Annotated in this window: 18 protein-coding genes and 2 pseudogenes; 4 read left to right on the plus strand and 16 right to left on the minus strand. The window is 68.5% G+C overall.

Annotated elements, in window-relative coordinates; translation table 11 throughout:
- The first annotated feature begins 36 nt into the window (after window positions 1-36).
- Window positions 37-846 (plus strand): universal stress protein, encoded by an 810-nt coding sequence (locus tag CHF15_RS31055; protein ID WP_089227220.1) that lies wholly within the window; start codon window positions 37-39, stop codon window positions 844-846.
- Window positions 847-971: 125 nt separating this feature from the next.
- Here the strand turns inward: CHF15_RS31055 and CHF15_RS45965 are convergent.
- From CHF15_RS45965 to CHF15_RS31115, 12 genes and pseudogenes are all read right to left on the minus strand, one after another.
- Window positions 972-1,163, minus strand: a pseudogene (locus CHF15_RS45965) (universal stress protein); the annotation flags it as partial.
- A 176-nt stretch (window positions 1,164-1,339) separates the two neighbouring features.
- The gene (locus tag CHF15_RS31065) at window positions 1,340-2,083 is read right to left on the minus strand and encodes a DUF1963 domain-containing protein (RefSeq protein WP_179280047.1); all 744 of its coding nucleotides are present in this window, start codon (window positions 2,081-2,083) and stop codon (window positions 1,340-1,342) included.
- Window positions 2,084-2,594: 511 nt separating this feature from the next.
- Window positions 2,595-3,119, minus strand: coding sequence for a gluconokinase (locus CHF15_RS31070; RefSeq protein WP_089227222.1), 525 nt, complete (start codon window positions 3,117-3,119; stop codon window positions 2,595-2,597).
- Window positions 3,106-4,548, minus strand: a complete 1,443-nt coding sequence (locus CHF15_RS31075) for a glucose-6-phosphate dehydrogenase (protein WP_089227223.1) — start codon at window positions 4,546-4,548, stop codon at window positions 3,106-3,108. The genes CHF15_RS31070 and CHF15_RS31075 overlap by 14 nt, the downstream gene beginning before the upstream one ends.
- Window positions 4,545-6,392, minus strand: a complete 1,848-nt coding sequence (locus CHF15_RS31080) for a glycoside hydrolase family 15 protein (RefSeq protein WP_089227224.1) — start codon at window positions 6,390-6,392, stop codon at window positions 4,545-4,547. Before CHF15_RS31080 ends, CHF15_RS31075 begins: the two co-directional genes overlap by 4 nt.
- Before the next feature lie 65 nt (window positions 6,393-6,457).
- Window positions 6,458-7,507, minus strand: coding sequence for an NAD(P)-dependent alcohol dehydrogenase (locus tag CHF15_RS31085; protein ID WP_089227225.1), 1,050 nt, complete (start codon window positions 7,505-7,507; stop codon window positions 6,458-6,460).
- A gap of 590 nt (window positions 7,508-8,097) precedes the next feature.
- Window positions 8,098-8,532, minus strand: coding sequence for a DUF7144 family membrane protein (locus tag CHF15_RS31090; RefSeq protein ID WP_245939127.1), 435 nt, complete (start codon window positions 8,530-8,532; stop codon window positions 8,098-8,100).
- Between the two features lie 229 nt (window positions 8,533-8,761).
- Window positions 8,762-10,363, minus strand: coding sequence for an IS4 family transposase (locus CHF15_RS31095; RefSeq protein WP_410169671.1), 1,602 nt, complete (start codon window positions 10,361-10,363; stop codon window positions 8,762-8,764).
- A gap of 288 nt (window positions 10,364-10,651) precedes the next feature.
- Complete coding sequence (locus CHF15_RS31100; RefSeq protein ID WP_265737414.1) at window positions 10,652-11,752, minus strand: NADH:flavin oxidoreductase/NADH oxidase; 1,101 nt, start codon at window positions 11,750-11,752, stop codon at window positions 10,652-10,654.
- 248 nt (window positions 11,753-12,000) lie between these two features.
- Window positions 12,001-12,828 carry an SDR family NAD(P)-dependent oxidoreductase gene (locus CHF15_RS31105; RefSeq protein ID WP_245939128.1) on the minus strand — a complete coding sequence of 276 codons (828 nt, stop codon included), beginning with the start codon at window positions 12,826-12,828 and terminating at the stop codon, window positions 12,001-12,003.
- Between the two features lie 86 nt (window positions 12,829-12,914).
- Window positions 12,915-14,096 carry a metal-dependent hydrolase family protein gene (locus tag CHF15_RS31110; protein WP_220093341.1) on the minus strand — a complete coding sequence of 394 codons (1,182 nt, stop codon included), beginning with the start codon at window positions 14,094-14,096 and terminating at the stop codon, window positions 12,915-12,917.
- Window positions 14,097-14,865: 769 nt separating this feature from the next.
- Entirely contained in the window at window positions 14,866-15,753 is an 888-nt protein-coding gene (locus CHF15_RS31115) for an NmrA/HSCARG family protein (RefSeq protein ID WP_089227271.1), read from the minus strand.
- A 131-nt stretch (window positions 15,754-15,884) separates the two neighbouring features.
- Here CHF15_RS31115 and CHF15_RS31120 point away from each other — a divergent pair, with 131 nt between their 5' ends.
- Window positions 15,885-16,451 carry a TetR/AcrR family transcriptional regulator gene (locus CHF15_RS31120; protein ID WP_220093342.1) on the plus strand — a complete coding sequence of 189 codons (567 nt, stop codon included), beginning with the start codon at window positions 15,885-15,887 and terminating at the stop codon, window positions 16,449-16,451.
- Between the two features lie 365 nt (window positions 16,452-16,816).
- On the opposite strand, the gene CHF15_RS31125 is transcribed toward CHF15_RS31120, so the two are convergent.
- Entirely contained in the window at window positions 16,817-17,725 is a 909-nt protein-coding gene (locus tag CHF15_RS31125; protein WP_089227231.1) for an NADP-dependent oxidoreductase, read from the minus strand.
- A 444-nt stretch (window positions 17,726-18,169) separates the two neighbouring features.
- Here CHF15_RS31125 and CHF15_RS31130 point away from each other — a divergent pair, with 444 nt between their 5' ends.
- Entirely contained in the window at window positions 18,170-18,769 is a 600-nt protein-coding gene (locus tag CHF15_RS31130) for a TetR/AcrR family transcriptional regulator (protein WP_245939129.1), read from the plus strand.
- Window positions 18,770-18,876: 107 nt separating this feature from the next.
- Window positions 18,877-20,391, plus strand: a complete 1,515-nt coding sequence (locus tag CHF15_RS31135) for an MFS transporter (protein ID WP_089227233.1) — start codon at window positions 18,877-18,879, stop codon at window positions 20,389-20,391.
- An 819-nt stretch (window positions 20,392-21,210) separates the two neighbouring features.
- On the opposite strand, the pseudogene CHF15_RS31145 reads toward CHF15_RS31135, so the two are convergent.
- The 3 genes and pseudogenes from CHF15_RS31145 to CHF15_RS31155 form a co-directional block, all read right to left on the minus strand.
- Window positions 21,211-21,366, minus strand: a pseudogene (locus CHF15_RS31145) (telomere-protecting terminal protein Tpg); the annotation flags it as partial.
- 482 nt (window positions 21,367-21,848) lie between these two features.
- Complete coding sequence (locus CHF15_RS31150) at window positions 21,849-22,220, minus strand: toxin Doc (protein ID WP_089227234.1); 372 nt, start codon at window positions 22,218-22,220, stop codon at window positions 21,849-21,851.
- A 1-nt stretch (window position 22,221) separates the two neighbouring features.
- Window positions 22,222-22,455, minus strand: coding sequence for a toxin-antitoxin system HicB family antitoxin (locus CHF15_RS31155; protein ID WP_089227235.1), 234 nt, complete (start codon window positions 22,453-22,455; stop codon window positions 22,222-22,224).
- Window positions 22,456-22,466: the final 11 nt, after the last annotated feature.

Consider the following 22,466-nt stretch of genomic DNA (forward strand, 5'->3'; position numbering starts at 1 on the left):
GCACGGAAGATGGCTGAAGTGAGTAAGGGAGGAGCGATGGGCAGCCTGGTCGTTGTAGGAGTGGACGGCTCGTCATCGAGTGATACCGCAGTGGCACAGGCCGCCCGGGAGGGCCAAAGGCGTCATGCGAAGCTCCGTGTGGTGCACGCCTTCAGTTGGCCGGTCGGGCCCATGTATGCGCCTCTGGACCCCTCGCCCCTCAATCGCATGGCGCACGACGCCGCACAGCTTGCCCGCGGTGTGGCGCCTGGCCTAGAGGTCACCGGCACTGTGGTGATCGGCGGTGCGGTGTCGGTGCTGACGGCCGAGTCTCGCGCTGCGGACCTGGTAGTCGTCGGTAGCCGCGGCGTAGGGGGTTTCATCGGCATGCTGCTGGGTTCGACGGCGGTGTCTTTGGCCGCCCATGCCGAGTGCCCGGTGATGGTAGTCCGGGAGGAACCGGATCGCACCGGGCCGATCGTGCTGGGCGTCGATGGCTCTTCTCATGGTGAGGAAGCGATCGAATTCGCCTTCGCCGAAGCAGCACGGCGCGGAAGTGAGATCATCGCCATGCACGCGTGGCTACCGGACTATGCGCCGCCCGGTACGGGCGTGGAGAGCGCGGAGCGTCTGCTGGCCCTGGCACTCGCCGGCCGCAGGGAGAGGTATCCGGACGTCGCGGTCAGACAAGAAGTGGCGAGCGGCGACACCCGCGAAGTCTTGATCGAGGCGAGCAAGACCGCTCAGCTGATGGTTGTCGGAGCCAGAGGGCGCGGCGGTTTCACTGGGTTGCTCCTGGGCTCGGTCAGCCAGGTGCTGCTGCACCACGCGCACTGCCCAGTCGCCGTAGTGCGGGGTAAGGCGTGATCACACGCATCTTCGTATGCATTACCCCCCGCGGCGACGTGCCGCCGGGACTGACGGAGACCGTGGGGGATGCTAGTCGTTCGTCCGCCCCTGTGAGCTCCGCACGTCGGGATCTGCGCCGCGCCATTGGGCACCGAACCCAGAAGCAAGCTGGCAAATCCGCCACGTCCTCGCGCGCCAACCACCGTGAGGTGGGCGGTTTTGCTGGCATCGATCAATGCCTCGCGAGCGCTGCCCTGCACCACCGCGTGTCTCACTGCGATGTGGGGGGGCGTCTTCCAACAGCCGGCTTCTGCGGGCTGCTCTTGGCACGCCATCGGGCGGCGTTGGCGCCGTTCGTCCCGCCGCGGCCCGCCTGCCACCGCTCTTCTTCGGCCTGGTCAACCGGCTCCTCGAGAGAACCTCGTGCACGGCTCATACCCAAACAGCAGCCACGGTGACGATGTTTCGATCAAGCATCGTCGCCGCGGCTGCTGCTTGCCTTGAGGCCGCGTCAGCCGGTCATGTCGTACTCGGCCCGGGCCTGGGTGAAACGGCCTGCGGCCAGGTCGTCCCGGCGGATCACCCAGTGGACAAGGCCCATGTCGCCTTCGACCACCGCGCTTCCGATCTCCGCGAGCAGCACCCAGTCGCCCGGGCCGTGGTCGATGTCCATGACGGGATCGTTGTTCTCGACCCAGGGGTAGCCGCCGATCTGCACCGATCCGCCCGTCTGCATTTCGTCGGAGGTGTCCCACCACACCTCGCCCAGCTCGTCATTGTGCGGGAACCCCTCGATGTGGTCGCCGCGGTTGGGCAGCGAGGGATCGATCGCCAGACGGAGATCTCCGCCCGGGTAGACCTTCGGCGGCCGCTCACCGCCCGGACCGCGTTCGGCAACCGGCCTGCCTGCCGGGACGTGGACGAGCCGGGACCAGTCGCGATCGTCGCCGTACGGGGCGTTTTCGGATGTTTCCGCGAAGAAGAGCAGCGTGCCCTCCTTCGGCAGCGGGAGGTCCGTCGCGCCCGGTGGGATGACCGCGAGGTCGACCGAGGCGAGGAACGGCAAGTTCGGCACGGGCTCGTCCTCGGGCATCGGCGGCAGCCCGCCGAGCCGTCCGGCCACCGGGCCGTCGGTCGGCTCCCCTGTGCCCAGCGACGCGCACGGACGGACGATTGTGCCGAGCCACCGCTCGACCTCGTCCTGCGGTATGCCAAGGCGGAGGGCTTCGTCGCGGAACGGATCCATCGATCTCATCTTCACAGAATATCCAGGGGGTGATCCGGGTGGTCCCCGTTGCCCATCCAGGCTCGCCACCATGCGCCACAAACCTCGCAAGACAGTCACACGCCGGTGCACCGGAAGGGGACGAGGAAGGTGCGGACGCGACACAGTGGGACATCAGGGCCTCCTGTCCTCGGCTGACTCGACATCAGTGAGATGTTCAAGAGGCCCTGCTGCTATGCGCGGCCCAGCCTTGATCGCCTGAACAAGACCCGCTTGGACGGCAGTTCGAGCAAGACCCTGCCTTCCGGTTTGGGAATCGCTGCTCAGAGAAGGCCTTCCCCTGGCAAAGGGCAGCAGGCTCCGCGGCGTCTACGGGCCAGGTGGACGCCGCGGGTCGTACCGAAGAACACCACGTCGTCGGCACCCTTGGCTTTGACCGGTGGCAGCTGGCCTCCGCGCCATGATGCGGGACCGGGCATCACAGACTGGGCCGGGAAGCTGCATCCCGCATCGCTCCCACTCCCACCGCTTGCCGCCCCGGCTACAGCTGTCGCGCCAGCAGCTTGATTGCCAAGTCGGTTAGCGCGTCGGGAGCCGGTGTCGCGTCCAGATCGGTTCCTGGCTCGTCCGGTTCGAGGGGTTCGAGGGTGGCGAGCTGCGAGTTGAGAAGCGAGCCTGGCATGAAGTGGCCGTGGCGCCCTCGGAGCCGGTCCGCCAGCAACTCGCGGTCGGCCGTCAGCTGCAGGAAGAAGATGCCCGGGCAGGCCGCTCGCAGAGTGTCCCGGTACCGTCGCTTGAGTGCGGAACATGCGACCACCGCACCGGTGCCCGCCGTGTCGTGCTCGTACAACCAGCGGCCGATGGACTCCAGCCAAGGCCGGCGATCGGTGTCGTCGAGAGGCGTGCCGGCCGACATCTTGGCGATGCCGGCCGGGGAGTGGAAGTCGTCGCCGTCCGCGAAGGGGACGCCCAGCCGCTGCGCCAATAAGCGTGCCACCGTGGTCTTGCCGGTCCCTGCGACGCCCGTGACCGCGACGCACGGGGGTCGACGCTCAAGGCGGCCCATCAGACCCGTCACCCGGTAGCGCTTCGGGATGCAGCAGGTCGCTGCGCCGCCGTTGCGCGCCCTCGTGCGGCCGGGGAGGCGGTCCGTCGGAGCCGGCCGGGTACTCCTCCATCGGGACAAGGTTGTTCTCCCATGCGCTTAGCACGGGGGTCAGGACCCGCCATGCCTCTTCGGCCTCGTCGCCGCGGATGGACAGGGCAGGGTCGCCCTTCAGGACGTCCAGCAGGAGCCGGCCGTAGGCGGGCAGGTCGGGCGGTTCCATCCGTGCGGTCAGCGACAGCTGGGTGAGGTCCTGGGCGTGTGCGCCGATGCCCGTCATGTCGAGGGTCATCCCCTCCGGCTCCAGACCGAATCGGAGCACGTTGGGCAGGGCCTCTCCGTCGCGGCCGAAGGGCAGGTGGGGCACGGAGCGGAAGCGCACCGCGACCTCCTTGCGGTCCTGGCCGAGCGCCTTGCCGCTGCGCAGCCGGAACGTCGTCCCGGACCAGCGCCAGCTGTCCAGTTCCAGTTCGACCTCGGCGAAGGTCTCCGTGCACCGCCCGGGATCCACGCCCTCCTCGTCGATGTACGCGGGAATGCTGTGGTCGCCGATCCGGCCGGATAGGTAGCGCGCGCGGCGCGTGCGGTGCACGACGTCGTAGTCGGTGAGGAGCCTGACGGACCGCAGCACGTCGACCTTCCGGTCGCGCAGGTCGCGCTCGCCGAGGGTGATCGGGGGCTCCATGGCCACGAGGCACAGGAGCTGCAGCAGGTGGTTCTGCACCATGTCCTTCAGCGCGCCGACGCCGTCGTAGTAGCCCGCCCGGCCTTCCAGGGCGAGGGTCTCGTCCCAGACGATCTCTACCTCCGCGATGTGGGTGCTGTTCCAGATGGGCTCCAGCACCCGGTTGGCGAGTCGGCTTCCGAGCACGTTCTGGACGGTCGTCATGGCGAGGAAGTGGTCGACCCGGAACACCGCCTGCTCCGGCACGAGACCGACGAGCAGCCGGTTCAGTTCGCGCGCGCTCGCCAGGTCCTCGCCGAACGGCTTCTCCAGCACGATCCGGCTGCCGTGCGGCAGGCCCGCGTCGTGCAGGGCGGTCACCATGTGCGGGAAGAGCGCAGGCGGAAGGGCCAAATAGACGGCGATCGGGTCGTCGCCGGCGACGACCGCGGCGACGTCGGCGGCGTTGGTGACGTCGGCCTGCCGGTAGCGCGCCGAGACCGCGACGGCCTCCCGGGCATCGGCGGGGCAGGAGCCTGCGTGACGGTCGAGCTGGTCGGCGCACCATTCGCGGAAGTGGTGCGTGTCCCAGTCCTCCCTGCTCGCGCCGGTCAGCTGGAAGCTGTCGCCGATGTGCCCCGCGGCCCGCAGGGCGGCGAGTGCCGGCAGCAGGTAGCGGGCGGTGAGGTCACCTGTGGCGCCGAAGACGGCGAGCCGATCGATCATGTCCGGGCGCCTGGCTTCGCCCGGGCGAGGTTCACGCCGCTGGCGATGATCCCGATATGGCTGAAAGCCTGGGGGAAGTTGCCCATGAAGTCTCCAGTGGTGGGGTCGATCTGCTCCGGCAGCAACCCGAGCGGGCTCGTGCGGGCGCACAGCGAGGTGTACAGCTCCTCGGCCTCGTCGATACGGCCCTGTGCGGCCAGGTTGTCGGCCAGCCAGAAACTGCACAGCACGAAGGCGCCCTCGTCACCGGGCAGGCCGTCGGGCGACTCCTCGTGCAAGTAGCGGAAGAGCAGTCCGTCGCCGGCCGACAGGCGCTCGGCAATAGCCGCGGTGGTCGCCGTCATCCGTGGGTGTCCGGCCGGCACCACATGGCGCAGCGGAAGCGCGAGCAGGCTCGCGTCGAGCACTCCGCCGCCGTCCAGATGCGCGCTCAGGGTCTGCGCGTCCTCGTCCCAAGACTCCTCCAGGATGAGTCGGCGCAGCCGATCGGCCGAGGCGCGCCAGGACGTGGTCGGTCCGGGCAGGCCGAGCCGCTCACCGATGGCCGCGGCCCGGTCCAGGGCAACCTGGCACATCGCGGCCGAGTACGTGAACACCCGGCCGTCGCTGCGCACCTCCCAGATTCCCTGGTCCGGCTGGCGCCACGCCTGCTCTGCGGCGTCCGCCAGCCCCGCCAGGCCCGCCCACAGCGCGGGCTGCACCTGCCTGCCCGAGCGCAGCCACTGGTCGGTGCGCAGCCACTGGTCGGCGCAGTCCAGGATCTCGCCGTACACGTCGTGCTGGCGCTGGTCGGCCGCGCCGTTTCCCCACCGCACTGGGGCCGAGCGGCGGTACCCCTCCAACTCGGTGTCCTCGATTTCGTCGGGTACGGGGCCGCCGTCGAGGTTGTACATGATCCGGGGGCTGCGGCTTTGCTCGACGGCGTCCAGGACCCAGCCGAGGAAGGCGTCTGCCTCGCCGGTGAAGCCGATGCGCCGCAGGGCGAACACGGCGTAGGCGGCGTCCCGGATCCAGGCGTAGCGGTAGTCCCAGTTCCGCACTCCCCCGACCGGCGCGGGCAGGGAGGAGGTGAGTGCCGCGACCAGGGCGCCGTTGGCCCAGTCGTCGCACACCTTCAAGGTGATGGCGGCGCGCCGGACCAGGGCCTCTTGGGGGCCGGAGTAGTGGAAGTGCTTCATCCAGCGTCGCCACGCCTGCGCGGTGTCCGCCAGTGTTGCTTCGGCTTCGAACCTGTGGTGGCGATGGAAGCGGCCCCAGGACAGGACGAGGTCGAGGTGTTCGCCCTGCCTGAGGTCGTGGATGCTGTGCAGGCCGGTCAAAGGATGGTTGGAGCGCAGGTGCAGGCGCAGGTCCGGTCGCCGCGAGGGTCTCAGCTGCAGGCCGCTGAACAACGTCTGCGCCGCGCAGCCGCCACGGGGTTCCACCGTCACCTGCAGGCGGACGTGTCCGGACAGGACCACGGCGGAGCGGACGAGTTCGTGCCGTCCAGCTGGAAGGTCGTCGGAGAGGTCGGCGCCGGGCCGCACGGTCAGCGCGTCCGTGACGCGCACCAGACCGGTGGCAGTGCGCATCTCGGTGATCAGTACACCGGTGTCGGGCTCGTAGCGCTGCCGGGCCTCGACCAGGTCCTCGGGCGTCACCGTGAAGTGCCCGCCGCGGGCGCGGTCGAGCAGGCCGCAGAACAGCGGATCGGAGTCGAACCGGGGCAGGCACATCCAGGCAATCGACCCGTCCAGGCCGACCAGCGCGGCCGTCGAACCGTCCCCGATGACGCCGAGGTCCTCCAGCGGCAGGTAGCCCTGCCGCCTGCGGACTGGGCGGAATGGGGGATCGGGATCGTGCACGGCTCCTCGCTTCCGCATCATCGCGCACCGTCCGCGGTGCTGTATCACGTCGGGGACGGCACCAGCTAGAAGGTGATCAGCACCTTCACCACGTCTTCGAGCTTCTTGTCCGCGACCTCGAAAGCCCGCTCCATGTCGTCAAAGTGGAACGTGTGGGTGGTCATGGGCGTCGGATCGAGGCGCTTCGCCTCCAGCAAGCGCAGCAGCCGTTCCATGCGGAGCCGGCCGCCGGGGCACAGTCCGGTCGCGATCGTCTTGTCCGCCATGCCGACGCCCCATTCGACACGGGGAATACGCACGAACTCGCCCTCGCCGAAGTAGCCGATGACGGAGACAGTGCCGCCGGGCTTGGTGACTTTAACGGCCGTCTGGAAGGTGATGTCCGCGCCCAGTGCCTCGATGGCGGTGTCGACCCCCTGGCCGCCGGTCAGCTCGTGGATCCGCTCCACGACGTCCTCGCTGGTGAAATCCACGATCTCGTCGGCGCCGTACTCTCGGGCCAGCTTCTGCCGGCTCGCGACCGATTCGACGCCGATGACCCGGCCGGCGCCGCGGAGCCTGGCCCCCGCGGTGGCCATCAGACCCACCGGTCCCTGCGCGAGCACGGCCACGGTTCCGCCGATCGGGATGTTTCCCTTCTCCGCTCCCATGAATCCCGTCGACAGCATGTCGGCGCAGTAGACCGCCACATCGTCGTCGATGGCATCGGGAATCCTGGCGAGATTGGCATCGGCGTCATTGACGTGGAAGTACTCCGCGAAGACACCGTCCTTGGAATTCGCGAACTTGAAGCCGCCAAGCGGGCCACCGGACTGTGACGGGAACCCGTTCTGGGAGGCCAGGTCACCCCAGTCGGGAGTGATGGCGCCCACCAGCACCCGGTCGCCGGGCCGGAAGTCCTTCACCTCGCTGCCCACGGCATGCACGGTGCCCACCGCCTCATGGCCCAGCGTCAGGTTCTCCCGCGGGCCGATGCCCCCTTGAACAGTATGGGAATCGGATGTACAGATCAGGGCCCTGGTCGTCTTGACCACGGCGTCACCCGGACCAGGCTCCGGCACGGGCTTGTCCATGAAACCCACCCGACCGATCTCCTTCATCACGAACGCCTTCATCCGCCTGTCCTTCCTCCCGGGGCCACGGTTGTCCCGGCAACAGCGAGCCGGCCAACTCGGCTCCGCACCCGGCATCAGCCGTCACTCCTGCCACTGTCCCAAGTCCCCAGACTGCTCGCGACCCGACCGCACCACGGCTCCCGGTGCCTGGACAACGCGTGTCATCCGGGTCGGACCTCGCCGGAAGCCATCCTGCTGAACCCGCCCGCGGCAACAGCGGCCGTGAACAAGCGCATGGTCCATGCGCGACTGCGCACGGATCTCACACACGTCATAGCCATGTAGTAATAAGTAATCAACTGAAAGCATCTCGCCACGCCGGGTAGCGGGCCTCTCTCACCAGGGGCAGACACGCGAGCTTCACCAGAAGCAACCCCTACCTAGCGGCCTCCCGCCTGCCATGGCACCGCTCCCACACGCCGTCCCCGACCCGCAGGGCCGCCGTGGCCCGCCGGGGGGATTCCCGCCGCCACAACCGCCACCAGACCGCCAACCGCTCGGGCGCTGCCGCACCCCCGGGTGTGCGGGGGCGATGGTCGGTCTCGCCGCTGGGCAACCTCGGCCAACTGCGGCTGGAGGGCCGGGTAGGTTCAGTGGCCGCCGCTCGTTCCGACATGGAACCTCGTCAGCGCGAACACGATGATGAGGTCGAGGACCATCACGGGAATGGCCCATGCCGGGTAGTACGGCACGAACATGAACTGGGTGATCAGGCTGATTCCTGCCACCGCTGCCCCGGCCCCACGACCCCAGCTTTTGTTCATCAGGACTCCGAGGCCGGCAACGACGAGCGCCACTCCGACGACGAGGTGGATCACGCCCCAAGCGGTCAGGTCGAACCGGTAGGCGTAGCGCGACGACGTCGCGAGCACCGTGTCCTTCGCGATAGCGGAAGCGCCCATCAGGATGCTGAGCGGGCCACTGAGCATCAGCAAGGCCCCGGCGGCCAGGGACGGGCCACTGAGCGTCTTGCTGCTGCTCTCAGGTCCCCCGAGGCCTTGCCGCGAGTTGGGCATCGCTGCCATGACCGTCGCCTTCCTGTCAGGCGCGGTCACCCGCGCACACTGCCCGTGCAACGGCGGCCACGCTTCTCTGACAGGATCACCAGATTCTTGCGACACCGCGACTGCAGCCCGCCAGGGGAAGGACATGGACACCTCTCGGCCAGCGCGTATCGATCGACAGGCCGCCGAGCTGATCCGGTCCCGCGATCCGGGTACTGGCACCGACGGGCCTTGACCCAAGGCCGGGTAGTTAACGTATTTGCGCTGGTGGCAAGGGGTCATTCTGGCTGGTGTAGGTGGCGGGTCCGGCCTTGTGGATGAGTCCCTGACTGGCCCATCGGTCGAGTTGTCGGCGCATGGTGCCCAGGGTGACGTCGTCGAGGTGGCGGGCGAGGTCTCGTGGGTGCCAGTTGCGGTTGGGTTCGGTGTCGAGGATGTCCAGGACGCGCTGTCGGCGGCGGTCGTCCGGCCGGGTGTGGCGGTCGTCGTGTGAGGTGGCGGGCAGTTCAGGCTCGGGTGCGAGGATGGCGATGGCCAGGCCGGTGACGGTGCGGCTGGTGTCCGGACGGCCGTCGTCTTTGCGGTCGTGGTAGCGGGAGATGGGCGACTTGACCTTGCGGGTGCTGACGCGGGGCCGCCTGGGCGGGAGGAGCGCGGCCAAGATCCGCCGGCCGATGACGCCGGGCGTCCCGCGGCCGGTGATGCCTTCGGCCTGGAGCACCAGGTCCCGGGCGGTGTGAAGGGCGATGGTGAAGCCGCAGCGGTCCGGGTCTGTGCCGGGCCGGGACTCGGCGGCCTCCACCATGACCGTTCGCAGGGCTTGGTAGAGCGTGAGCATGGCCCACATCTCCTGCTCGACGCCGACCGGGTCGCCCGAGCGAAGCACCCGGCCCTGCCAGAGGGTGTGCCGCAACGCGAAATACGCGGTCTCGTGCTCCCACCGCTGGTGGTAGAGGGTGACCAGGGCCGAGGCGGGGTAGCGGCGGGCGTCGGTCAAGGTGGTGGCGAGTCGGTAGGAGCCGGTGAACGAGGTGCCGTCCTTGCAGGTCACGGTGATTTTGGCTTCGACGATGCGGACCGGGACGGTGCCCAGGACGGACAGGTAGGAGCCGTCGCCGAGACGGGCCAGAACTGGAGTGCGGCGGTTGGTGCGCAGCCGGCCCAGGAACTGGGCGCCAGTGTCGGCCACGTTAGCCAGGAAGGCGTTGGCGTCGAAGCCTTTGTCCCATAAGACCAGCATGTCGGGGCGGAGGTGGTGCAGCAGCCGACGGGCGTAGTCGGTTTCACCGACGCTGGTGGGGCCGAAGACCGCACCGATCAGGGCCCGAGTGCCGGTCTCCACCAAAGTCATCAGCTCCACCATCGGGTAGCCGCCGCGGCTCTGCGGTCCGAACCGGTCCACATTCCGGTCGCTCTCGGGGACCTTGATAGAACTGCAGCCGTCGAAGGAGACAGTGCGGAAGGGCCCGAACCGCACACCGCGCGTCTTCGGCCGGGCCAGCGGCCCCGCCAGGATGTCAAAAAGACGCCGCATCGGGACGGTACCGACCCGGCGGCGCAGGTCCCGCAGGGCCTTCGCGGTCGGCCACACGGTCTCCAGCCCTGCCCCTGCCAGGGCCGCGGTCAGTTTCTGCCACACCAGCCGGTAGCCGACCTCCGGGAACAGGCACATCGCAAGCACGAAATAGACGCCCACCCGAGAGGGCAGGTCCCGCAGCCGGCGTTGCACGGTCAGCGTCTCTTCCAGGACGGCGTCAATGAGATCGAACGGCAGTACCTGGGTCAGCTCGCCCAAGTGGCCGGGAGCGAACCGCCCGCCGGCGACCGTGAACTCGCGGGACACGGTCGTCAGACCGGAGGGCAGGGCACAATGACGTGCATGCAACGGAGCTCCGAAAGTGGCAGACAGTCTTGGCGGACTACCTGCTCCAACGGGGCTCCGTCGCTCATGTTCCGGACCGTCACCAGCTCGCTTGCCACCAGCGCAAATACGTTAACTACCCGGCCTTGAATCAAGCCCACTGGCGGGCTAGGTCAATGTGGGCATACAGGGCTCCTTCCACACCGTGGCCAAGGCATACCAATCGGACGTCAGCGTTGCCTGTCCAGAGTGACGACGGCCCTACTGATGCGTCGGCGGTCAAGACCGGTGGTATTGGACGGGAATGTTGACTTTCCCGCCCAGCGCCGTGGCGGCGTGGCGCGCCCAGTACGGGTCGCGCAACAGCGCGCGGCCGAGGAGGATGGCGTCGGCCTTGCCCGAAGCAACGATGGCCTGCGCCTGGGCAGGTTCGGTGATTAGGCCCACGGCACTCACCGGCATGCCTGTCTCGTTGCGGACGCGCTCGGCGAACGGCACCTGGTACCCAGGTCCATCGACGATCTTGGCGTCGAGGACGATGCCTCCCGTGGACACGTCCAACAGGTCCACACCCCGGGCGTGCAACTCCTTGGCAAGGCGGACGGTGTCGTCGGCTGTCCAGCCCTCGCGGTCATCGTCGGCGTTCTCGCTCAGCCAGTCGGTCGCCGAGATCCGGAAGAAGACCGGCAGGTCCTGCGGCCAGACGGCGCGGACGGCGTCGACGACCTCCAGCGCGAAGCGGGTACGGCCCTCGAAGTCCCCGCCGTAGCCGTCGGTGCGGCGGTTGCTGTGCGGGGAGAGGAACTGGTGGACCAGGTAACCGTGGGCGGCGTGGACCTCCACGACCTCGAACCCGGCGTCCGCGGCGCGCCGCGCGGCGTCGGCGAACACCCCGACGATTCCCGCAATCTGCTTGGTAGTCAGCTCCTCCGGTTTCGTCGCCGCCTCCCTGAGGGCGACCGCACTCGGCGCCACGGGCGTCCAGCCGAGTTGCTCACCGGGGGCAATGGGAGCACCGCCGACCCAGGTCCGCTCGGTGGAGGCCTTGCCTCCGGCGTGGGCGAGTTGGATGCCGGGAACGGTGCCCTGGGACTTCAGGAACGCCGTGATGCGCCGGAAGGCCTCGACCTGGGCGTCGTTCCAGATCCCGAGGTCGTACGGGCTGATCCGGCCCTGCGGGCTGACCGCGGTGGCCTCAGTGATGATCAGTCCGATGCCCCCGGTGGCACGCGCCGCAAGGTGCGCGAAGTGCCAGTCGTTCGGCACGCCCGCCTCCTCGCCGTCCGGAGCAGCGCTGCACTGGCACATCGCGGCCATCCAGATCCGGTTCGGAATGGTCAGCGACCGAAGGGGGAAAGGCTCGAACAAAGAGGTGCTCACGAAACTGTTCTCCTCAGTGAGAGTTGGTGACGGGTCACACGCCAAGGACAGGCGCCCAGAGGACATGGCCTCGTTGCTGCGTATGACCGCGGGCTCATCCAGATGGGTGCGGGGCGCCCCGTATTGACGACAAGGCCTCGCAGATGCGCGACGACGCGGAGCCCGGGCGCTGGCCGTACGACTTACAGGCGGTTCCGGCCAACAGCTCTGGCGTTTGCGCAACGGCACTTTGCCTGCGCGGTCCGGTGTCAGGCGCTGACTCCACCGTCGACCGTGAGGGTGGCCCCAGTAATGAATCCGGCCTCCGGCCCGACGAGGAAGGACACCGCGGCCGCGATCTCCTCGGCACGCCCGTACCGACCGAGGGGAACCAGTGAGCGCACGTATGCCGCCTGCTCCGAGTCCGCCGGGTTCATGTCGGTGTCGATCGGGCCCGGCTCGACGACATTGACGGTGATGCCGCGCGGAGCGAGGTCCCGAGCCCAGCCTTTGGCGTAGGTGACGACCGCCGCCTTCGTGGCCATGTAATCGGCGATACCAGGGAAGGGCACCCTGGTCTGGGTCGAACCCGTGGAGGCGATGGACACGATCCGGCCCCCCACCGACAACAGAGGTACCGCAGCGACGACCGTACGGACAACGCCCTGCAGATTGACCGCCAGTTGACGATCCAAAGCGTTCTGGTCGCGATCGGCCTTGTCGACGGCCCCCTTGAGATACACCGCGGCGTTGTTGACGACGACGTCGAGTCGGCCGAAGTACTCCGCGACCCGCTGGACCATGTTCCGCACCTGCTGCTCGTCGGCCTGGTCCGCCTTGACAGCCAGGCCGCGGCGGCCGGCCGCTTCGATGGCGGCCAGGGTCTTCCCGCCCTGTTCGGGGTCCGCCGTGTAACTGAACGCCACGTCAGCCCCGTCGGCAGCCAGCCTGGCGGCGATGGCGGCGCCCAGCCCGCGGGACCCACCGGACACCAGGGCGACCTTTCCCGCAAGGTTCTCGTTCACAGTTTTCTCCCGAATTTTCATGTAGTGGGCGACCCTGTGAATCAGGATCGACGTATTGGTGAACCGCGCCAAGAACTTGAGGCAGCGGGATGGTGTTGCGGACAGAGCATGCGCAGGGTGGATTCGGCAGTCTTCGAAGAATTACCGTGCCCGCCAGGTCACCGCACGCGCGTGCCCGCCCGGAAGACGGCCTGCACGTTGAGGACCGCGGTGGGGTCCTTCGCGGGATCGCCATTGACGGCCAGGAGATCGGCGTCGGCACCTACGGCGATCCGCCCCTTGCGTCCCTCGACGCGGCACAGCCGGGCGGCCAGGCTGGTGACGGATTTCAACGCTTCGAGTGGGGCTATGCCAAGTCGCGCCAAGTCGCCGACGCCGTAGGGAAGGACGTCGTGGGGCTTGGAGAGTCCTATGCCGGCGTCCGAGCCGATGGCGACCTTCGCACCCGCCTCGTGCAGCGTCCTGATCCTCTTGAGGATTCCATGGGCGCGTGCGGCGAAGGCCTTTGGGGGTTCGACCGCGTGGCGCGGGTCCATGCCCAGCGTCACACTCACGTAGGTGTCGCTCTCCGCGATGGCCTTCAGGAGAGCTGGATCTGGTTCGGCATCGTCGGCGCTGAGGAATGTGACGTGTTCGAGACTGTCGACGCCCGCGGCGAGGGCGTCCCTGATGGCGTCCGCGCCATGGGCGTGGGCAGCCACGGGCAGACCGAGGCGATGGGCTTCGTCCACAACCGCGCGCAGATCGTCCAGGCCGTATTGCGAGGCGTGCGGCGGCGCCGAGCCGGGCGTCATCAGGCCTCCGCTGGCCATGATCTTGATGACGGCGCATCCGCGGGCGTGACGTTCGCGTACGGCGGCGCGTAGCGCCTCGGCGCCCTCAACCTCGCCACCGAAGAAGTGGCAGTGGCCGCCCGTGGTGGTCAGCGGGGGGCCGGCGGGCAGGATCTCCGGCCCTCGCTCCGGGTACTGGGTGAACTCCTGTGCGAGGGCGAGTGAGAGGTAGTTGCGGTCGCCCAGGTCGCGGATGGTGGTGACGCCGGCTCGGAGGGCGGTCTGGGCCGCCGCCCGCATCTGGGGCAGGAGTTCCTCGTCGCTGGTGGCGGCCAGGGACGCCACGGGGTCCGGCCCGGCGTCGAAGGCAAGATGGGTGTGGCTGTCGATCAGGCCGGGCAGCAGGCTGGAATGCGCTCCGAGGTCGAGCACTTTTATGCCGTCCGTGGGCAGTCTTCCCTCACGGTCGACGCGGGTGATGCGGCTGCCGGTGACGTACACCGTGGCCGGGCCTGACTGTGTGAAGCCGTCGAACATCGAGCCGGTGTGTAGGGCAAGGGTTTCCATCAAGCGTTCCATCCTGTTTGGTGGCATGCGATCTCTGCCGGGAGGCCGGTTACCCGACCCGGCGTCTTGCATGATCCCGAGAAGCGCCGGCGTACTCGGCCGGTGCGCGATGCCGGGGCGCCTTGGCGGCGGTCTCGGATGCGGGCGATCAGGGGGTCAGCGCTCACCTGAGGGAGGTGAGGAGCTGTCCCGTGCCGGTCAGGCCGGGCCGGTGAACCGTCCAAGCAGCTTCTGCGACCCGTGGCCCGCCATGGCGAGTCCCAGGGACAGGCAGAGCAGGCACAGTCCGGCGTCGTAGGAGTGCAACGGCGCCTCCTACAGCAGCGAAACTCTGAAGGCCGGATGCTTCTGCGCATTGCTGGGCGATAAGGACATGCGGACCTCGTTTCCAAGGAGCGGGGGTGCCGCCGTCAGGAGCGTCGTCGGTGCTGGACTGTGAGAGGGGGGAGCGGTCGTCAGGCCGGTGGCTCGGTCATGCCGTCAGGGCGCGCGGGTACGTTGAGGGCCCAGAGCAGGCCGTCAACGGGCCAGTCGGGGTTCGCGCAGAGTGGTTGCAGGGACGCGGTACGGACTCCGCTCCACGCTGATCGATCCGCCGGCGATTCCGGGACGGCGGCGTCGACGTGCTCCCGGTCGGGTGATCTTCCCTGCCTGGGCTTCGGGGTGTCATGCGGGATCACGGATCCTGCCCTTCTGAGCTCCTGCGTCGTTGGGGAGGGAATGGATAGAGAGTTGAAGCTTCAAGTCAAATCTCGCAAAAGGTGCGGACTCAGAGGGTGCGACCCCGAGTCTGGCTGAAGAGCGATCCGATCTTGGCTGCGCCTTCTCCGGCGAGCCAAGTGTCGAAGTTCATTAGCGTGGGGTGCTGCTCACGCAGCGCCGCGATGTCCGCGCGCCAGCCGTTCAAGGAGCCCTCATGTCCAGTGGCCGCCCGTCCGCCCGGTTCCTTCGAGTCGCCGGGTGGGGCCAGTGAACGGCCGACGGCGCGGCTCGCCGCGGCGAGCAGTTCCTCCACGGTGAGCTCGTCGCCGGCTATCTCGATCGCCTTGCCCACGTAGTACTCGGGATAGTCGAAAGCGAGCGCCGCGAAGGCGCCGATGTCCCGCACCGCGATGAGCTGCACGGTGCCGTGGACCGGGATGCCGCGGATCGCCGCCCGCGCGCCGGTTAGGCCGTAAAGCGGGTCGGCATGGACTTCCATGAACATGACGGGGCGCAGCACCGTGGCGGGGATGTCCAGCGAGCGGATGTGCTGCTCGATCCGCCATTTGGCCTCCCAGTGCGGGACGCCGCTGTTGCTGTCTGCAGCCGCCACTGACGAGTAGACAAGGTGCTCCACGTTGGCGTATGCGGCAGCCTCCGCGACGTTGAGTCCGCGCTGCAGTTCGTTCTCGGCGAAGCCGGGCGCAATGAACGCGGGCTGCACGCTATAGACGCCATAGGCCCCCAGTGCCGCGGCTTCCAGGGACGCGAGATCGTCCATGTCCCCGCAGACCAGTTCGGCGCCAAGCCGACCCAACTCCCGGGCAGCCGGTGCGGCCGGATCCCTAACCAAGGCCTTCACGTGCCAACCATCGGCAAGTAGGTGCCGTGCGGTGGCACCGCCTTGCTGACCAGTCGCCCCCATGACCAGCACGGTCCTGGCTTGCGAGCCCATGGCCCTCCTTCCGGAGTCCTCGCGATCGGAGCGCCGCTCCGGTATCGTCTGAAGGGTTCCGAACATACGGAGCGGTGCTCCGGTAGTCAAGTCGGCAGGTCCGCTGCTCCGGCTCGAATGAGGTGTTGGTCTTGTCGCAGGTAAACCGTGCGGACGCGGTCCGCAACCGTGAACTGCTCCTGGCGGTCGCGAGAGAAGCCATCGTCGAGAACGGTACAGACACTTCCCTGCGCGACATCGCCCGGCGAGCTGGCGTGGGCATCGGCACGCTGTACCGCCACTTCCCCAACCGTGAAGCGCTGCTCGAGGCTCTGCTCGAGTCCAACTTCGCCACGCTGCACGCGCGGGCCGAGCACCTGCTCGCCTCGTCGGACCCCGGCGAGGCGTTCCTGACGTGGTTGCAGGAAATGGCTGCGGGTGCGGCCACCTACCAAGGGCTGCCGGAGTCCATCCGGGACGCCCTCGCTGACGACGAATCCCGCCTGCACGCGTCCTGCACCCGGATGAAAACTGCCGGGGGGCTGCTCCTGGAGCAGGCACAGAAGGGCGGCGGCGTGCGCTCGGACGTGTCACTCGGTGAGGTGATCTCCCTTGCCCTGGGGCTCGCATGGGCGGCGGAGAAGGCGTCGGAAGCCTCCGACCTGGCCGCCAGGCTGCTCTCAACGGCCACGTATCGACGCGCCGAAATTGATAGCTGAGTTCCTGCGTGGAGGCCTTGGAGACGGCCGCGAGGGCGGGCGTCGTGGTCGGCTTACGGGGGGGTGTTCAGACGTGTCGCGCTCGGACTGAACCAGTGCACGTAGCTTCCTCCCAACCGAGTCGCCGTGGCTTGAGGCGGCCGACCTATGCGACTCCGCCCCTCTTTCCAAACCCGTAGCCGCCGGCCCCTCCCTGAGGGCGGCAGGCAACCTGGAAATCGAGCCAGACCGAGTGCGAGTCTGCTTGATGTGACAACAGGGGGATGGCAAGGAAAGGCTGTGCAGGGTCCAATGCTGGACCCTGCTCGGCCGGTCGCGGCACCCGGCGGCCCCACTCCGCGGAGGCTGCGTTCCTGTGGCAACCGTTAGGTGAGCAGGACAATCTTGCCCCGGGGATGGGGGCCGGCGAGTTCGTCGTACGCCGCCCGGACCTGGTCAAGCGGATAGGTTGCGGCGATCGGCACGTCCAGTGCGCCGGTGGCGGCCAACTGGGCGAGGTCCGTGAGGATGCCGGAGGTCGCGGCTGCTCTGCACGCCTCAGTCTTTGCGCCGAGTCGGGCGGCTCCGGAGTAGTCGACGAGGGTGTTGATACGGGTGGGAGTCACGCCGAGGGCGACGGCGAGTTCAAGATAGCCGTCGCCGTGGGTGTCGATGAACGCGTCCACGCGGTCCGTGACCTGGCGCAGGCGGTCACGGACCCCTTCGCCGTAGGCGATGGGTGTGACGTCGTGCTCGGAGAGCCATCGGTGGTTCGCCGGACCGGCGATGCCTATCACGTCGGCCCCTGCCCGCCGGGCCAGTTGGACCGCCAGCATGCCCACGCCCCCGGCAGCGCCCGAGACCACCACCGTCTCGCCTGGCTGTGGCGCGACCGCGCGTACGGCCGCGTAGGCCGAGGTGCCGACGACGAACAGCGAACCTGCCACCTCCCACGACAGCCTCGCGGGCTTGGCGATCAGGTTGGCGGCCTCGACGGCAACGTAGTCGGCGTGGCTGGCGTGCTGCCAGGTGAAGCCCATCACCTCGTCCCCGGCGGCGAACCCCGTCACACCGGGCCCGGTCCGCACCACGACGCCGGCCAGGTCGATGCCCTGACCCGAAGGGAGCGGGCGCTGCGCCAACGTCCCCGCCCGGGTCTTGGACTCACCGGGGTTGATGCCGGCGGCCTTTACCTTGACCAGGACTTCTCCCTCGGTCGGTTCCGGTGTTCCCACCTCCACCACCTGCAGGACTTCCGTCCCGCCATACGTCTTGTACTGCACCGCTCTAGGCATGGCCTGCTCCTGCTTCCTTGCTGAGTGCTCTGAGTCCCCGTCCTGCTGGCACCGCACCTTGGCTTCGGCAGGGCCTCACGAAATCGTGCGTACGGCCCTTTTGACCATCGGAGCGGTGCTCCGTATATTCTGACACATGACGGAGCGGTGCTCCGCTTATTCGTCTGACAACTCGCCGATCCGGTGCGTCCGACCCGACGCTGGAGGACCCATGCAGCCCACAGAACGGACCTTGGCCGTCACAGGATCTACCGGTCGGCGGTACTTCATCGCCGTGCGGCAGGCATTCGCCGCCGGATGGCAGCCGAATGCGATGCTGCTCGCATCGCCGGACGCGGCCCCATGAATCGTCGCGTGTCAGAGCCGCAAGCCGTCGCGACCGCCGGCCGCGACTACAAGGCTGGGCCGACCCAGCCCAGTGGTCCGCGGCCCCGTGCGGATGCCGTGCGCAACCGAGAGCGGATCTTGGCGGCGGCCCGGCAGGTCTTCGTGGAGCGGGGACCGAAAGCACCGCTCGACGAGATCGCACGGCGTGCCGGAGTCGGAAACGCCACGCTCTACCGGCACTTCCGCGAACGGCGATCCCTGCTGCACGCCGTACTGCTGTCCGTCGTGAGCCGCTTGGCCGACCAGGTGGAGCGCGTCGCCGCGGAGAACACCGACGCCCTCACAGCGCTAGAGCGTTTCCTGCACGACGCCGTGGACGAGCGGCTCGGAGCGTTGTGCGGACTGCTGCTCGACAAGTGCGGGCAGTTCCCGACCGAACTGTCGGCGCAGTACGCGCGGGTGGAGGCCGCTGCCTGCAGGCTGATGGACATCGCCCGGCGGGACGGCCGGATCCGTGCCGACATCGGCTTCCAGGACGTGCTGGTTGCGATGTCCCTGCTGGCGCGCCCTCTACCCGGCACCGACCACCATCTCGCCGACGTCCACCGCCGTCTGCAGCTGCTCCTCAACGGCCTGCGCCTGCCCGCCCGCGAGTGGGCCGAGACCGCGCCGGCTCTCGCCAGCCCGGACCGTGCCCAACCGGACGAGTGCTCGTAGCCGGTCACCACGGACCCGATCACCACGCCCTCACCAAGGATGAACACCCCAATACATCCCCTACTCACATATCTCAGTACACCTCCCACATATAGGTGGATCCCTCCATGCCTCGCACAGCCGATCACCTCACCTCCGACCCTGGGCGCTGGAAGGCCCTGGTCTTCATCTCCCTCGCCCAGCTGATGGTGGTGCTCGACGCAACCATCGTGAACATCGCCCTGCCGAGCGCCCAACAGACCCTCGACATCTCCGAGGCCAACAAGCAGTGGGTCATCACCGCCTACGCACTGGCGTTCGGCGGCCTGCTCCTGTTCGGCGGCCGCATCTCCGACCTGTGGGGCCGCAAGCGAACCTTCGTCCTCGGCCTGTCCGGCTTCGCGCTGGCATCCGCGCTGGGCGGCGCCGCCACCAGCCAAGCACTGCTGCTCAGCGCCCGCGCGGCACAAGGCGCGTTCGGCGCACTGCTCGCGCCGGCGGCCCTGTCCCTGCTCGCGGTGCTCTTCACCGACGCCAAGGAACGCGCGAAGGCCTTCGGTATCTACGGCGCCATCGCCGGAGGCGGCGGCGCGGTCGGGCTGCTGCTCGGCGGGGTGCTGACCGAGTACCTCAACTGGCGCTGGACGTTCTTCGTCAACATCCCCTTCGCGGTCATCGCGGCGCTCGGCGCCTACTTCGTGGTGCGCGAACCGCACGGCAGCCGCAACCGCTCCCCGCTGGACATCCCCGGTGTCGTGCTCTCCACCGCCGGCCTGGTCGCGCTGGTGTACGGCTTCACCCGCGCCGAGACCCACGGCTGGTCCGACAGCTCGACGATCGGCCTGTTCGCCGCATCCGGCGTCCTGCTCGTCGCCTTCGCGCTCGTGGAGTCCAAGGTGAAGGCGCCGCTGCTGCCCCTGCGCGTGATCGCGCACCGCACCCGCGGCGGCATCTACCTGTCGCTGGGCCTGGCCATCATCGGCATGTTCGGCGTATTCCTCTTCATGACCTACTACCTGCAGGTCGTCCGAGGGTACTCCGCGATCAGGACCGGCTTCGCCTTCCTGCCCATGGTCCTCGGCTTCGTCGTCGGCTCCACCCAGCTCGGCGCCCGGATGGCCACACGACTGCCCGCCCGCATGATCATGGCGCCCGGTTTCGCTGTCGCAGGCATCGGCCTGCTGCTCCTGACGCAGCTGGACATCGATTCCTCCTACTGGGCTCTGGCCGGGCCCGGCCTGGCGCTGGCGGGCATCGGCATGGGCGCCGCCTTCATGCCGGCCATGTCACTGGCCACGTACGGCGTCGAGACACAGGACGCGGGCGTCGCCTCGGCGATGGTCAACACCTCGCAGCAAGTAGGCGGCGCTATCGGCACCGCGCTGCTCAACACCGTGGCCGCGTCGGCGACCACCGCCTACCTGGCAGGACACACGGCGGGCGCGGGCAATCCAAAGCTCCTCCACGCGCAGGGACTGGTACACGGGTACGCTCACGCGACCTGGTGGGCGGTCGGCATCGAGGCCCTTGCCGCCCTCATCGCCCTCGCTTCCGTCAACGTCGGACGCCCCGGCTCCGCGACGGTCGCCGCTGGCACCGATCGCGACGAGGACGCGGCCACCGCCCCCGCCGTGATGCACTGATCAACAGACATCCAGGCATCCCTAACGCTATGCGTCACGGCCACTGCATGCGGACCCGGACTGGACGTCCGGGTCCGCTGCGCCACCCAAACGGATCGTCGATCTACTCCACCGGCCTTGGAAGATGAACGACTCTTCGCGCTAGGCGCGAAGAGCCGGCCCGAGCTTTGCCGCCCAGACTTCAGGGTTGCTTGCGTACCGCGGTAGAAGCCCTCTTCAGACGACATGAGCAACGATGTCGTGTTGCGTGCGGCTGCGCCACCCATCGTGCGGTGCGGTCGCGAAGCCTGGCTTGGGAGGCGCCAGTACAGCGAGGTGTCGGGGTGTTCGGAGACGTTCAGCGGGCGGTAGAGGGGTTCCCCTGCCAGAGACGCGGGCAGGTTCAGAATCAGCCTCTTAGTCATCTCTACCTCCCCATCGATACTGTCGCAGCGTGACACAGAAGCGGTGCTGACGTGCCTCAGCAGTGCGTGGCGCTGCGCGTGCCTACCCAGGGGTCCCGCTCAGCGGCAGAGACGGGTCGGGGCCGAAGTCAATGACCTCCATGGAGGCTTGTCCACCCGGAGGACTGGTGAGCACACCTTGGACCCGTACGGGAATGCCCTCGTCATGGCAGCGCACCGCGACACGATAGACGGGCGGTGGAAGGTGCATCCAGACGATCCTGCTGCGGCGCTGGAGCAACGTCCTTACTCCAACGCGGCCGTCTTCGTCATCGGGCTGGCGGCTTAGGTCGGTGACGACCCCATAGAGCAAGTGCTGCCGAGTATAGGTTCGGGTCTTCAGCTGCCTGGCTACCTTGTCGACGGTTTCGATCTAGCGCTCCACGGTCCGCTGCGAGATCCCGAGCCGTTCGGCGACGGCCCGGGTGGTCTTGAGTTGTTTGACGAGGTAGCGGATCTGGGCGGGGGCTGTTTTCGAGCTGGGGCGGGTGAACGCGCCCTGCACGGCGCGGTCGAGACTGTCCCCGAGCATTCCCACCGGCAGTCCGCTGATGTGTTCTGCAGGTCCGCCTTGGGCCGGTCCGCCGGCTGCACGCTCCTACACGGCCCGGCTGCTGGGCGGTGTCGTGTCAGCCGTTGCCCGGACTGGCCGTGGAGCCGATGACGGGGTGCTGACCTCGTCTGGCGATCATGCCCGATCGGCCATGCCCTGACGGCCTGCTGCCGTCATTCGCTGGACCAAGGACAAGCACGTCAACTACACATGACGTCACCGCAATCGGCGCGACCTGGCGGGCCGGCAGAGCTGCGAGGCGTCAGCCGCGGCAGCCCCGGTCACGGGGCTGCCGCGGCTGACGCCTCGCACAACGAATGCCGTTACCCCCGGCCGAAGCCGACAACGACACCGAAGTCACAACGGCAGAAGGCACACGACCCGGCGCCGGGGAAGCGGACCACGCGATGGTCAGCAACCCGTCCCCGCTGCCGCGCATTCCGCGTACCGCCACCGGCGGTTCACAGCCGCCAGCGGCGGATCTGGTCCGCACACGCGTAGACGTCCGCGTGCCCGGTACGGACCTGTTGCGCAAGGTCGCTGAGTGCCCCGTAGGGAGCATCGACGGCTTCGCCGGACGCCGCCATGTAGGCCACCGCGATCAGCGCCCCGTACATCGCGTTGCGAGCCGGCAGCGGACGCACCGAGACGATCTCGTGGAAGAGTGCTGCCGCACGCCAGGCTGCGTCCACGGTGTAGTCCAGCCTCGGAGCGTTGACCCGGTGCCGGGCGACCGCCGCGACCAGGCCGGAGAAGTCATGGACCGACGGCTCCTTCGGCAGGACCTCCGCCTGGCGTTCCAGCAGCCAGCGGATGTCGACCTGCAGCTCCACCTCAGGCGGCCCGCCCGTTGGCGCTGTCCGGTTCCTCCTCCGGGAACGCCTCGGCGAACTCTGCGGCATGCTTGGCCAAGAACGCAGCCGCCGTGGCGGCCCCGTCATCCAGGCGGGGGTCACGCTCGGCGGCCTGTGTGATCAAAGCCGTCACCGTGATGCCCTCGGCCTCGGCACGCGCGACCAGACGGGCATGAACGGCGTCATCGAGCCGGATATTGATCTGCTTCGCCATACCCCCACTGT

This window comes from Actinacidiphila glaucinigra (assembly GCF_900188405.1).
In the GTDB taxonomy this organism is placed as follows: domain Bacteria; phylum Actinomycetota; class Actinomycetes; order Streptomycetales; family Streptomycetaceae; genus Actinacidiphila; species Actinacidiphila glaucinigra.